The following is a 14250-nucleotide window of genomic DNA, read 5'->3' on the forward strand; positions in this document are numbered from 1 at the left end:
CGGATGCCTGACCATGGCCAAATCAAAAGAGCGCGGCAGCCTCTACCATCCGCGGCACTGGCCGAGCTGGCTGGTGATCGGGCTGTGGTACCTCTCCTCCTTTCTGCCCTACCGCTGGCTCTGTCAACTGGGCCGACCGATCGGCTGGTTGCTGTTCGCGCTGGGCCGATCGCGGGCGGCGGTGGGGCGGCGCAATCTGGCGCTCTGCTTTCCCGAGCTGTCGCCGGCGCAGCGCGAGCGGCTGCTGAAGCGCAATTTCGAGCAGATGGGCATCACGCTGATGGAGACCGGCTTCGCCTGGTGGGCCAGCGACCGGCGGATCGACCGGATCAGCCGGGTCGAGGGGCTGGAGCAGTTGATCGAGCGGCAGCAGCGGGGAGAGGGCGCCCTGCTGATCTCCTTTCACTTCCTGGCGATCGACCTGACCGCCCGCATCGTCGGCCGGCATGGCGACTTCCATGCGCTCTACAAGATTCAGGGCAACCGCGTGTTCGAGGCGGTGAGCAAGCGGATCCGCGAGCGGCACCATGTCTACATCATTCCGCACAAGCAGGTGCAGGAGCTGCTCGACCGCGCCCACAGCGGCAAGCTGGTGGCGGTGGTGCCCGATCAGGATTTCGGTCCACGCCGCAGCCTGTTCGTGCCCTTCTTCGGCATCGCCACCGCCACCATCCCCAATGTCTCGGACTATGCGCGTCAGACCGGTTTTCCGGTCTTTCCGCTCACCTTTCTGCGGGATGCCGATGGCCGCGGCCTCTCGATCAAGGTCTACCCGCCGTTCGATGACTTTCCCAGTGGTGACGACTTTGCCGACACCCTGCGGATGAACCGGTTCTATGAAGAGATCATCCGTGACCATCCGCAGCAGTACCTCTGGGTGCACCGCCGCTTCAAGACCCGGCCGCCGGGTGAAGAGAGCCTCTATGCCGACCTGTGAGCCACTGACCCGCCCCGCCGCCCGGCCCTGGCGGGCGTGGTGGCTGCTGCTGTGGGTCCTGCTGGGCGGATCGAGCGGCTGTGCCACCAACCCGGTCTCCGGACAGTCTGACTTCGTGATGATGAGCGAGGCCGAGGAGGTCGCCATTGGCCGGCAGTACCATCCGAGAATCCTCAAGGAGTATGGCTACTACGACAATGAGGCGCTGCAGGAGTACGTGCAGCAGGTGGGCGGCAAGGTTGCGGCGATGAGCCACCGCCCCGGGCTGGTCTACCGTTTCACCGTCGTCGACTCGCCGACCATCAACGCCTTCGCACTGCCGGGCGGCTACATCTACATCACCCGTGGCCTGCTCGCCTACCTCGACTCCGAGGCCGAACTGGCCGCCGTGCTCGGCCACGAGATCGGTCACGTCACCGCCCGCCATGCGGTCAGGCAGCAGAGTGCGGCACAGGCGGCCGGCATCGGCTACACCGTGGCGCAGATTCTGCTGCCTGAACTGCGCTCCTCGGCGGCACAGGACATGTTCAACATCCTCGCCCAGGCCACGCTGAGTGGCTATGGCCGCGAGCAGGAGCTGGAGTCCGACCGGCTCGGCGCGGAGTATCTGGCCCGCAGCGGCTATCCGCCGCAGGCGATGCTCGATGTGCTGCGGGTGCTGAAGGCACAGGAGGAGTATGGCAGGCAGCTCGCCCAGGCCGAGGGGCGCGACCCTCAATCGGTCGGCGGCTACCATGGCCTGTTCGCCTCGCATCCCGACAACGACACCCGGCTGAAGGAGGTGGTCAATGAAGCGCTGCCGCTCTACGTCGACCGGCCGGCGGCCGATCGCGGCGTCGAGTCCTTTCTGAAGCAGATCGACGGGCTGGTCTATGGCGACAGTCCGGAGCAGGGGGTGCGGCGGCAGAACCGCTTCTACCATGCCCGCATGGGCATCGCCGTCGAGTTTCCGACCGGTTGGGAGGTGCAGAACCTGGCCGATCGGGTGGTGGCAGTGGCCCCCTCTGGCGAGGCGACCCAGGTGATGACGGTGCAGGATCTCAACCGCGCCATGCCGCCCGAGCAGTTCATCGCCGAGCGGCTGCGGCTGCAGCTGAGCGATGTGCAGCCGCTGGCAGTGGAGCCATTGCAGGGGGTGACCGGCCGCACGGTGGTCTCGACCCGCCAGGGCAAACGGCCGGCGCGGGTCAGCGTCATCTACAAGGGCCCCCAGGCCTTCATTCTGCTCGGCACCAGCCGCGAGCTGGCCGACTTCGAGCTGTACGACGGCAAGTTGCAGCAGAGTGCCGCCAGCTTCCACGCGCTGACGCCCGATGAGCGAGCGCTGGCCCAGGCGCTGCGCATCCGGCTGATCCGCGCCGATGATGGCACCCGCTATGCCACGCTGGCGCAGCAGTCGATCCTGCCGGGACTGAAAGAGGCACAACTGCGGCTGCTCAATCAGCACTACCCGGCTGGCGAGCCACGGACCGGTCAGATGCTGAAGGTGGTCAAGTGAGGCGGTTGGGGCGGGCCATGCGGCAGCGGGTGGCTGGATGAAGGTCGACATCGTCGAGCAGGTCGACCTGACGCCGCTCAACACCCTGGCGCTGCCGGCGACCAGCCGCCACTTCGCCACCGTCGACAGCCTTGCCGCGCTGCAGTGGCTGTTGAGTATCGCCCGTGAACGGCACTGGCCGCTGCTGCTGCTGGGGGGTGGCAGCAACCTGCTGCTGCGCGGCGACCACCCCGGCCTGACGCTGAAGATGGCGTTCGATGAAATTCAACTGCATCAGCAGGGCGACCAACTTTGGGTGCGTGCCGGCGCCGGCGTGGTCTGGGATCGGCTGGTCGAGACCGTCGTCGCAGCCGACTGGCATGGCATCGAGAACCTCAGCGGCATCCCCGGCACGGTCGGCGCCGCGCCGATCCAGAACATCGGTGCCTACGGGGCTGAACTGGCCGACTGCTTCGATCATCTGATCGCGGTCGATGCCACCAGCGGCGCGGTGCACCGCTTCGAGCGCGATCAGTGCCAATTCGGCTACCGCGACAGCCTGTTCAAGCGCAATGGCCAGTGGATCATCGTCGAGGTGACACTGCGGCTCGACCGTGCCATGTCGCCACGCAGCGACCATGGCGCGGTGCAGAGCGAACTGCGGGCGCGCGGCATCACCGCACCGAGCGTTGCTGACTTGCGCCGGGCGGTGCTGGCGATTCGTGCCAGCAAGCTGCCCGATCCCCGGCAACTGCCCAATGCCGGCAGCTTCTTTCACAATCCTGTCGTCAGTGCCGCCCATCATGCACGGTTGCGGCGCAGCCATCCCGACCTGGTCAGCCATCCGCTGCCCAGCGGTGACTTCAAGCTGGCAGCGGGCTGGCTGATCGAGCGGCTGGGCTGGAAGGGCGTGCGTCAAGGTCCGGTCGGCGTGCATCCGCAACAGGCGCTGGTGCTGGTCAACCATGGCGGCGCCACTGCGGCGCAACTGCTGGCGTTGGCAGGACAGATCAGCGACCAGGTGCGGCAGCTCTTCGGTGTGACGCTGACCATCGAGCCGGTCTGCGTCCCGCCGCTGCCGCTGCCCGGACTGCCGCACGCCGCGCTGGCGACATGACCGACAGGTAGAGACGATTTCCATGACCGAAACGCCCCCGCTCCAGCACGAATTGATCGACTCGCCGACCCAATATGCCGCCATCGACCTCGGCAGCAACAGCTTTCACATGCTGATTGCCGAACTGGTCGAGGGCGAACTGCGGCCATTGCAGCGGTTCCGCGAAAAGGTGCGGCTGGCCGAGGGGCTCGACGACCACCGGCTGCTCGACGAGGCGGCGCGCGAGCGCGGCTTTCAGTGCCTGCGCCGCTTTGCCCAGCGGCTGCGCAACATGCCGTCGGAGCGGGTGGCGATCCGCGCCACCAACACGCTGCGGGTGGCGATCAATGCCAACGACTTCATCGCGGTGGCCGAGGGGATTCTCGGCCATCCGGTCGAGGTGATCTCCGGCGTCGAGGAGGCGCGGCTGATCTACCTTGGCGTCGCCCACACGCTGGCCGACGATGCCGGCCGGCGGCTGGTGGTCGACATCGGCGGCGGCAGCACCGAGCTGATCGTCGGCGAACGCTTCGAACCCCAGGTGCTGGAGAGTCTGGCGGTCGGCTGCGTCGCCTACGAGCGGCGCTTCTTTGCCAATGGCGAACTGAGCGAGGCCCGCTTCAAGCGGGCGCGGCTGGCCGCCTGCAGCGAACTGGTCGAGATTGCCGACGAGCTCAAACCCTTCGACTGGAGCAGCGTGGTCGGCGCATCGGGCACCGTGCGGGCGATCGCGCGCATCCTGCAGCAGAATGGCTGGAGCGACGACGAGCAGATCGGGCGTGATGGGCTTGAAAAGTTGCGCATGGCGCTGCTGAAATGCTCGCATGTCGGCCAGATCAGGCTGGCCGGTCTCGAACGTGAGCGTGCCTCCATCCTGCCGGCGGGTCTGGCGATTCTCACCGCCATCTTCGACACCCTCGGCATCGCGCAGATGCGCTACTCCGACGGCGCGCTGCGCGAAGGGGTGCTCTATGACCTGATCGGCCGTTCGAGCCATGAAGATGTGCGGGCCCGCACCATCGATGCCCTGAGCCGCCGCTTTCGCATCGACCGCCCCCAGGCGCGCCGTGTCGAGCGCACCGTGCTGGCGCTGCACGACCAGGTCGTCGAGCGCTGGGCACTGCACGACCCGCGCTGCCGCCGCTGGCTCGGCTGGGCTGCCCAGTTGCACGAGATTGGCCTGGCGGTGTCGCATTCGCAGTTCCACCGCCATGGCGCCTACCTGGTGCGCAACGTCGATCTGCCCGGTTTCACCCAGCAGACCCAGCAGATGCTGGCGCTGCTGGTGCGTGGCCACCGCCGCCGCTTTCCGGCCGCCGACGACTTTGCCGTGCTGCGCGGTCAGGGCGATGTCGCCCGCCGGCTGGTGCTGCTGCTGCGTCTGGCCGTGTTGCTGAACCATGGCCGTGCTGCCCACGAAGTGCCACGGCTGCGGATCGAGGTCGATGGCCCGGCGATTCTGCTGCGCTTTCCGCCGCGCTGGCTGGCCGACCACCCGCTGACCCAGGCCGACTTCGACAACGAAGCGCAACTGCTGCGCCCGGCCGGTTTCGAGCTGCAAATCTGCTGAAGCGGGGGATGGGAGAGGAAAGGCAGTGCCTCTGTCAGCGCTGGCTGGCCTCGGCATGCAGTTTCAATCCAAGCGCACCGATCACCTTGAGGATGGTGTCGAAGCTCGGGCTGCGTTCGCCACAGAGCGCCTTGCAGAGACTTTCGCGCGACAGGTCCGCGTCGCGAGCGACCTGGCCATGCCCTTGGCGCGGGCTGTGGTCACGGCAGGCGTCGTATCAGCTTCGCTTGAGCTCGCGATAGAAGTTTTCGTGAGGCCCGACGGCTTCCAGATACACCAGCCGAACGCTGTCATCGATGGAGTAGCCCAGCAGATACAGTTGGTTCTGGCTGCGAAACCTGTAGACCCGCAGTTCGGCCAGGTCGCCTTTTTTGCGCTCGCCCACGGCGGGGTCAGCGGCTATCACCTCGGTGGCTGCATCGACGTCGGCGGCGACGTTGTCGTGCAGCTTTTTGTAGGCGCGGGCAAAGCGTCGGGTCTGCTTGAGCCCATAGGTCATGCGCGGCGTGACCGGGGCGCGAAGTCAGTGACCTCCGTGCGTGACTCGGCCAGCGCGGCCAGCGACTCGGCAATGAAGCTCACGGGCAGGTCGGGGTTGTCCAGCGCCGCCCGTCCGACCTTGGCCCAATACTCGATCTGTCCGGCAATGGTGCGGTGCTCACTCACTGCCTCGCTGCGGGCTTGTTCATACAGCTTCTGATCGATGCGGATGGATGTTGAAGTGCTCATCTTGCGCCTCCGGCTGAGAACGGTGTTCACTGCGACGAGATTACTACAAATGCGGTAGCTCCCCAATGCGCAGGCAAATTGGGCAAATTGGCACAAAGGCACAAATTGGGGACAGACCACGGTTTCCTGTTTTTGGCTATTGATCAGGCAAGTGAATCTTGAGCAGTGTCCCCGTTTCGCTCTGTCAGCGCTGGCTGGCCTCGGCATGCAGTTTCAATCCAAGCGCACCGATCACCTTGAGGATGGTGTCGAAGCTCGGGCTGCGTTCGCCAGAGAGCGCCTTGTAGAGACTTTCACGCGACAGGCCCGCGTCGCGAGCGACCTGGGCCATGCCCTTGGCGCGGGCGATATCACCGAGCGCCTTGGCGATGAAAGCCGCATCACCGTCCGCCTCTTCAAGGCAGGCTTCGAGATAGGCAGCCATCTCCTCGGGGGTTCTGATGTGTTCTGCAACGTCATAGCGGGTGGTCGTGATCTTCGTCATCTACTGCGACTCCAAAAGGTTCCTGGCGAGGCGCAAGGCCGTCTTGATGTCTCTGGCCTGGGTGCGCTTGTCGCCACCTGCCAACAGGATGATCAGCTCGCGCCCGCGCTGCCTGAAATAGACCCGGTAACCGGGACCCATGTTGATTCGCAACTCGGAAACGCCCTCGCCAACGGATTCGACATCACCGGGGTTCCCGGCCGCCAGACGTTCGATCCTGGCCTGAATCCGGGCGCGGGCCTGAATATCCTGAAGTCCATCCAGCCATTCGGTGAAGAGGTCGGTCTTGCGAATTTCGATCATTGACAAAATGTAGCCATTTGGATACGTTTTGTCAAAGGAGAAAATAGGGACAGAGAAAATAGGGACAGACCACGGTTTTCTGCTAGACTCAGGCCAATTTTCCCACGGAGCCCTGCCATGCCACGCCGCGCTCGCATCACACTGCCGAATGTGCCACTCCATTTGATCCAGCGCGGCAACAATCGGCAGGCCTGCTTTTTTGCCGACGAGGATTACCGCTTTTATCTGGATTGGTTGGCCGAATACGCCGAAAAAACGGACTGCCGGGTTCATGCCTATGTGCTGATGACCAATCACGTGCATCTGCTGCTCTCTCCCGGTCATGCCGGGGCGGCTGGCGCGCTGATGAAGGCGCTCGGACAGCGTTACGTGCAGTACGTGAATCGCATCTATCGGCGCAGCGGCACACTCTGGGAAGGGCGCTTCCGTTCATGCCCGACACAGGAAGAGACCTACCTGCTGGCCTGTCAGCGCTACATTGAACTCAATCCGGTGCGGGCAGGCATGGTGGAGCATCCGGCGGAATACCCCTGGTCGAGCTACCGGGCCAATGCCCAGGGCGAAGCCGATGCGCTGCTGAAGCCGCATCGGCTTTATCAGGCGTTGGGGCGGGATGCGGCTGACAGACAAGCCGCGTACCGCGAACTGTTCCGCCATGAGCTGGAATCGGGGTTGGTGGATGAAATCCGGAGGGCCACGAACGGCAATTTTGCGTTGGGCAACGAACGCTTTGCGGCCCAGGTCTCGCTGGCGCTGGACAGACGCGTGGTTCCCGGCAAGTCAGGGCGACCGCGCAGGGCGTTGGAGCAGGAGTTCGGATAAGCGGCCCTGGCCCAGAGGAAAACGGGAGGGAAAACGGGGACAGACCACGGTTTACTGCCCAAGATTCACTTGCCTGATCAATAGCCGAGAACAGAAAACCGTGGTCTGTCCCCGTTTTCCCCGTTTTCCCTGACGCCAGCCAAGGCTTCGCGTGGGCACGCTGCGCTTTACCCACCCTGCAAGACTCGCGGCGTCTCCCCAGGAGCGAGGGGTTGCACGGGGATGAGAACATACTCGACGACGCTTTCGCATGGCGGTGGTGCAATGCCATCCTCGCGCAGGCCATCGAGATGGAACTGTATGGCGGAAAGCAGCTCGGTTTCGGTTTCCTCGATGGTCGCGCCGGTAGCGACGCAGCCGGGCAAATCTGGCGAATAACCGGAAAAATTATTGCCGGCCTTCTCGATGACAATGGCGTAACGCATGGTTTCAGCCTTTCAGTGATGCCTGTTTGAGGATGCTGTTCAGCGTTCCGGACGCGATGTCGTCACTCGGTTTCCCAGCAACGGTAACGCGCCCGGGTTTTACCGGATGCTTGAATTGACGATGGCTGCCTCGGGTTGCCACCAGCAGCCAGCCGTCCTTGCGCAGAAGCTCCAGTATCTCGCTGACTTTCATGACCAAGTATGCCATGGCCTTTCTCGCACTGCCCAACCGGAAAATGGGAAATTGGCGGAAAATTGAGGAAACCGTGGTCTGTCCCCGTTTTCCGTCCCCGTTTTCCGGGCAACAAAAAAAGGCGGCTCCAACTGGAGCCGCCTTGATCGCAGTCGTCGCGTGGCGATTATTTTCTGCGACGGCTGATCAGGCCAGCGCCGACCAGACCCAAGCCCATCAGCGCCAGCGAGCCAGGCTCGGGAACCGTAAAGACCCGGGCGGGGTCATCACTGATTGCGCCGGTGATGCCGCTATCGCTCCACTGCGTCAGCAGGTTGTAGCTGTTCTTGAAGCGGAAGTCACGTTTCTCTTGGACCAGTCCAGCGCCGTGATCAACCAGTACGGGGAAGTAGTCGCCATTCAACAGTGCGGCCCATGCGCCATCCATCGAGTCGATTATGGTGTCGCCGTTGACATCCGCGACATCCCCGTAGCTGTCGGCAAAGCCAGTGAGGCCCTGTCCAACTTGGTTTGGATCGATGCTGCCAATGATGTTGACGTTGGGGTCGCCAAGAGTATCGATGCCGGGGGCATAGGCGATGCGGCCGAGGAAGATGCCATCGGTGAAGCTACCGAACTCATTGGCGGAGGTGCGCATGCCGGGCGTTGCATTAGCGAAATCAGCAAGGGTGCCGCCGCCGCCGGTGCCCGGCTCATCGAACCAGAGGTCCAGATAGCCGGAGGTGCTGCGGATCGGGTTGGCTGCAGAAGGTGGATATGCCTGAATGCCGTAGAAGATACCGGTGATCTGCTGACCACCGTTCTGCCCTTCGTTGAAGATGGGGAAGCCAGTCTTGGGCCAAAGAATTGGATCAATAGCAACGTCGCCCAAGAAAACCTGGGTGATGTCGATGATGCCCCAGTTCTGCTCGGTGCTGAGTCCGCTGGGCAAGTTGTACCCAGGGGTTATGGTCGGTGGCGTGATGCAGTTGGAGCCATCCGTACAGATCTGCTCCTTGTTGGTGAATTTGATGAACAGTGGCTGGTTGACAGGCGGCATAAAAAGCGCTGCCGATGCAGTACCTGAGAGAGCGATGGCGGCTGCGCCGATGGCCTTGGCCAGGGTCTTTTGAGTGTTCACGGTGTGATCTCCATGTTGGGTCAATCGTTGCTGGTGCGCAGTCGGCTGTCGGGTGTTGCTGGGTTGGCGCCACGTTCACCGCTGTTGCAATGATATAAGGCACGGGGCGTGCCATTTTTTATTTCTTATATAAAATCAACAAGTTGATCAATAAAACGTGAGCTTGCGCTGGACGATTTCGGCAAAAGTGTAAAATTTGTTGACACTTTTGCGGCTGGGTCGATGAACGCCCATGTCACTACCGCCCCGCCTCCAGCCGCCGCAGCAGTGCCTCGGCCTCATTGCGTTCGGCAAAGGGCTGCTGTTGTTGCAGCAGTGCGCGCAACTGGGTCGCGGCCTCTTCATTTTTGCCGGCATGGTGCAGCAGCAATGCCTGGTGGTAGAGGTAGTCGCGGTTGGCTGGTTCGATTGCCAGCGCGCGGTCGAGGGCGGCCTTGGCCTCGACCGGGTTGCCCTGCGCCAGCCTGACCATCGCCTGGGTGTCGAGCAGCGCGGCGGCGTCGGGAGAGCGGGTCAGGGCCTGGTCGATGTAGCGGCCGGCGCGCTGCGGATCGCTCGTCTTCAGCTCCCAGGCCAGGTCATTGAGGGCGACGATGCTGTTGGGGTCGATGGCCACCATCTGCTCCAGCAGTTTGCGCGCCGCCGGCGCCTCATCAAGCCCGCCATGCAGCTTGGCGCGCAGGTAGAGCGCCTCGAGGTCGTTGGGTGCCTGGCGGTTCCAGCCCTCCAGCGTGGCGAGCGCGGCGCGCGGCTGCCCCTGTTGCAGTTGCGCCTGGGCCAGCGCGCGGGCCAGTGAGGCGCCGGGCTGTTTTTTGTAGGCGCGCTGATAGGCGGCCACCGCCAGCTCGGGCTTGCCCTGGCGCCGCGCCAGTTCACCCTCGAACAGCAGCACCTCGATCTGCTCGGGGTGGCGCTGGCGCAGCGGTTCGAACGCCTGACGCGCCTGTTCGATTTCATTGCTGGCCAGCAGCCACTGCGCCAGCAGCAGCCGCGGTGCTGGCGCAGCGGGGTGGCGCTCGGTGACGCTGCGCAGCAGCGCCAGGCCGCGGTCGGGGCGGTTGAGCCGCTGGTAGCTGTCGAGGCTGAAGCGCAGGTTGGCCAGCGAGTCGGGGTCGAGCCGTTCGAGTGCGGCCAGCGCCCGCTCGCTCTCCTTGGCGCGAATCTCCAGTTCGACCAGTGCCCGCAGCAGCAGTTGGCCCTCGTCACTGTCGGCAAAGGCGCTCTCGAGCAGTGTGCGCGCCTTGCCGACCTCATCCTGTTGCTGTTGCCAGCGTGCCAGCGCGATGACCGGTTCGGCCTGGCGCGGATGGCTGGCGTGGGCCTGCTCCAGCCGCTGCACCATCGGCTCGCTCTGCCCCTGCAGCGCATGGAGCTGGGCCAGCCCCATCAGGGTTTGCAGGTCGTCGGGGTGTCTGGCGAGCACGGCCTGGTAGTGGCCGGCGGCTTCGTCGTAGCGGCGGGCGGCAATCGCCAGCAGCGCCAGGTTCTGGCCGGCGGCCGGGTTGCCGGGCTCTTTCTGCAGCGCCCGGCCAAAGGCGGCCCGGGCGGCATCGGGCTGGTTGCGGGCGATCAGCAGCAGCCCTTCGAGGTGGTCGGGCAGCGGGCCCTTGTCGTCGTTGCGCTTGAGCAGCGCGATCACCTTGGCGGCCTCGTCGAGCTGGCCGCTCTGGATTTTGCTCAGCGCGGCCATCGCGCTGGCCTGCGCCAGCCGTGGATCGCTCTTGAGCAGCGCTTCCAGATCTTCGATGCCCTCATCGGTGCGGCCGGCCTGCAGGTTGGCCAGCCCCAGCCGCGCCTGGGCTGCCGGTGAATTGGCGCCCTGCTTGAGCGCGGCTTCGAGGTGGCGCAGGCCGGCGGCGCTGTTGCCGCGCTTCAGCTCCACCTCGCCCAGCAGGTTGAGGGCGGCGACATCGTCGGGCTGCTGCTTCAGCAGTTCAGTCAGATTTTTGGCGGCGCTGTCATGCTGCTGGGAGCGGTACTGGCTCAGTGCCAGCGCCAGCCGTGCCGCTGCCGAGCGTGGCACGATCTCCAGCGCCTGCTTCAGGTACTGTTCGGCCTGGGCCGGCTGGTTGCGCAGCAGGTGGGTGAGGCCGAGGTAGTAGTGGCTGGTGAAGTGGCGGCTGTTGCCGCGCACCGCTTTTTCGAGCGCGCTCTGCGCCTCGTCGAAGTGGCGCTGGCGGAACTGGTTCATCCCCTGCAGGTAGGCAACCAGTGGATGGTCGCCGAGCTGCTTGTGCAGCAGCTGGATGTCTTCGTCGGCGCCGCTGGGGTTGTTGAGGACGATGCGCGCCAGCGCGCGGTGGTAGCGGTCGTTGATCAGGTTGGGGCGGCGGCGCAGCGCTTCGCTGTAGCTCTGTTCGGCGGCTTCGGTCTGGCCATTGAGCCGCTGCCACTCGCCCTTCAGGCTCCAGAGTTCGGCGTCGTCGCTGTCGATGGCGGCGGCGCTGTCGATCTCGCGGTTGACGGCCGTCACATCGCCCTTGATGGCGGCGATGCGTGCGAGGCCAAGGTGGGCGCGGGCGGCGCGGGCATCCTGCTTCAGAATGTCGCGGTAGCGCTGCTCGGCCGCATCGAGCCGTTCGCCGGCCAGTTCGGCATCGGCGCGCAGCAGTTGCAGCCGCAGCGGTTCGCTGGCGCGGGCCGGGTCGAGCTGTTCGGCCAGCTTCAGTGCCTCCTGCCAGTGGCCGAGCGCCAGCAGCGCCTCGCCAAAACCGACGTTGACCAGTTCGGCGGCGGTGCCCAGCGCATGGGCGCGGCGCAGCTCTTTCTCGGCGGCGTCGTAGATGCCCATCTGCAGATAGAGGTTGCCGAGCAGCAGCCGGCCGGCCGGGTCATCGGGCGCCAGCTTGACCGCGTTGCGTGCCTCGATGCTGGCCTCCTTGTATTGCCCCTGTTGCTGATAGTGCTGGGCCTTGGCCAGATATTCCGCAGCGGTAGGTTCACGGCCACAGCCGGCGACACCGGTCAGCAGGACAACGAGCGCCAGACGGGCGCAGTGACGGCGGTTGTTCGGCACTTCAGGCTCCTTTGAAAGAATTGGCCGCCGGCAGGGCATCGGTGGCGGCGCGGGGGCGATTTCCACACGCAGTCTCATTATAATGCGCTCCGTCGTTTTATCTGCGGGTGCAGGCCAGCCACAGAGCGAACAGAGCAGAACCAACCGGGGCGGCTCCCCACCTTCCACTTGCCAGGCGTTGCAGAGCGTTATGTCCAGACCCCATGCCTTCGACCGCGATGCGCTGCTGCAGTGCGGTCATGGCGAACTCTTCGGCCCCGGCAACGCGCAGTTGCCGGTTCCCAACATGCTGATGCTCGACCGCATCACGCTGATCACCGATGACAGTGGCGCCCATGGCAAGGGCGAGATCACCGCCGAACTCGACATTCGTCCCGACCTGTGGTTCTTCTCCTGTCATTTTCCCGGTGATCCGGTGATGCCGGGCTGCCTGGGGCTCGATGCGATGTGGCAACTGGTCGGCTTCTTTCTGGCCTGGCGCGGCAATCCCGGCCGCGGTCGGGCGCTGGGCTGCGGCGAGGTGAAGTTTTTTGGTCAGGTGCTGCCGCAGGCGCAGAAGGTCACCTATCACATCCAGCTCAAGCGGGTGATCGAACGCAAGCTGGTGATGGGCATTGCCGATGGCACCATGGCGGTCGATGGCACCACCATCTACAGCGCCCGCGATCTGCGGGTCGGGCTGTTCCAGTCGACCGAGCGCATGGGCTGAAACGGCAGTTTAACGCTGCTGGGGTTTGATCAGGCCGCCCCGGCACCGTCGAGTGGCCGAGGGCGCAGTGCCGTCCCGGCCGGCAATCATTCCAACAGGCCTTCACTGGAGGTTCCGCGATGATGCGTCGCGTGGTGGTTACAGGTCTTGGCATCGTCTCCTGTCTCGGCAATGACCGGCAGAGCGTCACCGATTCACTGCGCGAGGGCCGTTCGGGCATCGCGCGCATTGACGACTATGTGCAGATGGGGCTGAAGAGCCACATCGGCGGCACGCCGAAGGTCGACTTCGAAGCCGCCATCGATCGCAAGCTGCTGCGCTTCATGGGCGATGCGGCCGCCTATGCCTATCTGGCGATGGAGCAGGCGATCAGCGATGCCCGGCTGCTGCCGCAGCAGATCTCCGATCCGCGGGTCGGCCTCATCATGGGCTCGGGCGGCGCCTCGACCGCCAACCAGGTCGAAGCGGTCGATCTGATGCGCGACAAGGGGCTGCGGCGGGTCGGTCCCTACCGGGTAACCCGCACGATGGGCAGCACGGTGTCGGCTTGCCTCGCCACCCCGTTTCAGATCAAGGGGGTCAACTACTCGATCTCCTCGGCCTGCGCCACCAGCGCGCACTGCATCGGCAACGCGATGGAGCTGATCCAGCTCGGCAAGCAGGACATGGTCTTTGCCGGCGGCGCCGAAGAGATCTACTGGGCGATGACAATGATGTTCGATGCGATGGGCGCGCTCTCGACCCAGTACAACGACCAGCCGCAGCGGGCGTCGCGCCCCTATGACCGCGACCGCGACGGCTTCGTCATCGCCGGCGGTGCGGGGGTGCTGGTGCTGGAGGAGCTGGAGCATGCCCAGCGCCGTGGCGCACCGATTCTGGCCGAGCTGGTCGGTTATGGCGCCACCTCCGATGGCCATGACATGGTGGCGCCCTCGGGCGAGGGGGCGGCGCGCTGCATGCATCAGGCGCTGGCCGGCGCCCGGCGTCCGGTCGACTACATCAATGCCCATGGCACCAGCACGCCGGTGGGCGATCTGTGCGAGCTGGGGGCGATCCGCGAGGTGTTCGGCGACGAGGCGCCGCCGATCGGCTCGACCAAGTCGCTCTCTGGCCACTCGCTCGGCGCGGCCGGCGTGCAGGAGGCGATCTACAGCCTGCTGATGATGGAGCAGAACTTTCTGGCCGCATCGGCCAACATCGACAACCTCGACCCCGGTGCCGAGGGGCTGCCGATCCTGCGCACGCGCCGCGATGGCGTTGAGCTCAACAGCGTGCTCTCCAACAGCTTCGGCTTCGGTGGCACCAACGCCTGCCTGCTGTTCGAGCGTTTCGAGGGCTGAAACCCGGCGCGCGGGCGGCCACCGGGTTG

At 65.0% G+C, this 14250-nt stretch carries 15 protein-coding genes; 7 read left to right on the forward strand and 8 right to left on the reverse strand.

The features are described 5' to 3' along the window. Positions 1 to 13 precede the first annotated feature (13 nt). The 4 genes from lpxL to ppx are packed head-to-tail and all read left to right on the forward strand — an operon-like array spanning position 14 to position 5080. A complete protein-coding gene (gene lpxL / locus H7A13_01480; protein ID MCP5332025.1) occupies positions 14 to 937 on the forward strand; it encodes an LpxL/LpxP family Kdo(2)-lipid IV(A) lauroyl/palmitoleoyl acyltransferase in 924 nt (307 codons plus the stop codon). Next, complete coding sequence (locus H7A13_01485; GenBank protein ID MCP5332026.1) at positions 924 to 2435, forward strand: M48 family metalloprotease; 1512 nt, start codon at positions 924 to 926, stop codon at positions 2433 to 2435. The genes lpxL and H7A13_01485 overlap by 14 nt, the downstream gene beginning before the upstream one ends. Positions 2436 to 2472: 37 nt before the next feature. Further along, positions 2473 to 3531: a UDP-N-acetylmuramate dehydrogenase gene (gene murB, locus H7A13_01490; protein ID MCP5332027.1), complete on the forward strand. Its 1059-nt coding sequence runs from the start codon at positions 2473 to 2475 to the stop codon at positions 3529 to 3531. A 22-nt stretch (positions 3532 to 3553) separates the two neighbouring features. Beyond that, positions 3554 to 5080 carry an exopolyphosphatase gene (ppx, locus tag H7A13_01495; GenBank protein ID MCP5332028.1) on the forward strand — a complete coding sequence of 509 codons (1527 nt, stop codon included), beginning with the start codon at positions 3554 to 3556 and terminating at the stop codon, positions 5078 to 5080. A gap of 217 nt (positions 5081 to 5297) precedes the next feature. Here the strand turns inward: ppx and H7A13_01500 are convergent, their stop codons facing one another. From H7A13_01500 to H7A13_01515, 4 genes are all read right to left on the reverse strand, one after another. Then, positions 5298 to 5579 (reverse strand): type II toxin-antitoxin system RelE/ParE family toxin, encoded by a 282-nt coding sequence (locus H7A13_01500; GenBank protein MCP5332029.1) that lies wholly within the window; start codon positions 5577 to 5579, stop codon positions 5298 to 5300. After that, the gene (locus H7A13_01505) at positions 5576 to 5809 is read right to left on the reverse strand and encodes a ParD-like family protein (GenBank protein ID MCP5332030.1); all 234 of its coding nucleotides are present in this window, start codon (positions 5807 to 5809) and stop codon (positions 5576 to 5578) included. Before H7A13_01505 ends, H7A13_01500 begins: the two co-directional genes overlap by 4 nt. 184 nt (positions 5810 to 5993) lie before the next feature. Then, the gene (locus H7A13_01510; protein MCP5332031.1) at positions 5994 to 6293 is read right to left on the reverse strand and encodes a putative addiction module antidote protein; all 300 of its coding nucleotides are present in this window, start codon (positions 6291 to 6293) and stop codon (positions 5994 to 5996) included. Continuing rightward, a complete protein-coding gene (locus tag H7A13_01515) occupies positions 6294 to 6596 on the reverse strand; it encodes a type II toxin-antitoxin system RelE/ParE family toxin (GenBank protein ID MCP5332032.1) in 303 nt (100 codons plus the stop codon). Between the two features lie 117 nt (positions 6597 to 6713). Between H7A13_01515 and H7A13_01520 the strand changes: the two genes are divergently transcribed. Continuing rightward, a complete protein-coding gene (locus tag H7A13_01520; protein MCP5332033.1) occupies positions 6714 to 7418 on the forward strand; it encodes a transposase in 705 nt (234 codons plus the stop codon). A 167-nt stretch (positions 7419 to 7585) separates the two neighbouring features. Here H7A13_01520 and H7A13_01525 read toward each other — a convergent pair whose 3' ends face one another. The 4 genes from H7A13_01525 to prsT form a co-directional block, all read right to left on the reverse strand. After that, the gene (locus H7A13_01525) at positions 7586 to 7843 is read right to left on the reverse strand and encodes a type II toxin-antitoxin system HicB family antitoxin (GenBank protein MCP5332034.1); all 258 of its coding nucleotides are present in this window, start codon (positions 7841 to 7843) and stop codon (positions 7586 to 7588) included. 4 nt (positions 7844 to 7847) lie between these two features. Next, a complete protein-coding gene (locus H7A13_01530; GenBank protein ID MCP5332035.1) occupies positions 7848 to 8036 on the reverse strand; it encodes a type II toxin-antitoxin system HicA family toxin in 189 nt (62 codons plus the stop codon). 166 nt (positions 8037 to 8202) lie between these two features. Next, positions 8203 to 9156, reverse strand: a complete 954-nt coding sequence (locus tag H7A13_01535; protein ID MCP5332036.1) for a PEP-CTERM sorting domain-containing protein — start codon at positions 9154 to 9156, stop codon at positions 8203 to 8205. Between the two features lie 238 nt (positions 9157 to 9394). Beyond that, on the reverse strand, positions 9395 to 12172 hold the full coding sequence (gene prsT / locus H7A13_01540) for a PEP-CTERM system TPR-repeat protein PrsT (GenBank protein MCP5332037.1): 2778 nt from the start codon (positions 12170 to 12172) through the stop codon (positions 9395 to 9397). 190 nt (positions 12173 to 12362) lie between these two features. On the opposite strand from prsT, the gene fabA reads away from it, so the two are divergent. After that, positions 12363 to 12881 (forward strand): 3-hydroxyacyl-[acyl-carrier-protein] dehydratase FabA, encoded by a 519-nt coding sequence (gene fabA, locus H7A13_01545; protein MCP5332038.1) that lies wholly within the window; start codon positions 12363 to 12365, stop codon positions 12879 to 12881. A 122-nt stretch (positions 12882 to 13003) separates the two neighbouring features. After that, a complete protein-coding gene (gene fabB / locus H7A13_01550) occupies positions 13004 to 14221 on the forward strand; it encodes a beta-ketoacyl-ACP synthase I (GenBank protein MCP5332039.1) in 1218 nt (405 codons plus the stop codon). Positions 14222 to 14250: the final 29 nt, after the last annotated feature.

Source organism: Pseudomonadales bacterium (assembly GCA_024234215.1).
GTDB lineage: Bacteria > Pseudomonadota > Gammaproteobacteria > Pseudomonadales > UBA5862 > JACKOQ01.

Coding starts and splice junctions, on each gene's coding strand:
- H7A13_01485 (MCP5332026.1), top strand. CDS start 924: ATGCCGACCTGTGAGCCACTGACCCGCCCCGCCGCCCGGCCCTGGCGG.
- fabB (MCP5332039.1), top strand. CDS start 13,004: ATGCGTCGCGTGGTGGTTACAGGTCTTGGCATCGTCTCCTGTCTCGGC.
- murB (MCP5332027.1), top strand. CDS start 2,473: ATGAAGGTCGACATCGTCGAGCAGGTCGACCTGACGCCGCTCAACACC.
- H7A13_01530 (MCP5332035.1), bottom strand. CDS start 8,036: ATGAAAGTCAGCGAGATACTGGAGCTTCTGCGCAAGGACGGCTGGCTG.
- H7A13_01500 (MCP5332029.1), bottom strand. CDS start 5,579: ATGACCTATGGGCTCAAGCAGACCCGACGCTTTGCCCGCGCCTACAAA.
- H7A13_01520 (MCP5332033.1), top strand. CDS start 6,714: ATGCCACGCCGCGCTCGCATCACACTGCCGAATGTGCCACTCCATTTG.
- H7A13_01505 (MCP5332030.1), bottom strand. CDS start 5,809: ATGAGCACTTCAACATCCATCCGCATCGATCAGAAGCTGTATGAACAA.
- H7A13_01525 (MCP5332034.1), bottom strand. CDS start 7,843: ATGCGTTACGCCATTGTCATCGAGAAGGCCGGCAATAATTTTTCCGGT.
- H7A13_01515 (MCP5332032.1), bottom strand. CDS start 6,596: ATGATCGAAATTCGCAAGACCGACCTCTTCACCGAATGGCTGGATGGA.
- fabA (MCP5332038.1), top strand. CDS start 12,363: ATGTCCAGACCCCATGCCTTCGACCGCGATGCGCTGCTGCAGTGCGGT.
- lpxL (MCP5332025.1), top strand. CDS start 14: ATGGCCAAATCAAAAGAGCGCGGCAGCCTCTACCATCCGCGGCACTGG.
- ppx (MCP5332028.1), top strand. CDS start 3,554: ATGACCGAAACGCCCCCGCTCCAGCACGAATTGATCGACTCGCCGACC.
- H7A13_01510 (MCP5332031.1), bottom strand. CDS start 6,293: ATGACGAAGATCACGACCACCCGCTATGACGTTGCAGAACACATCAGA.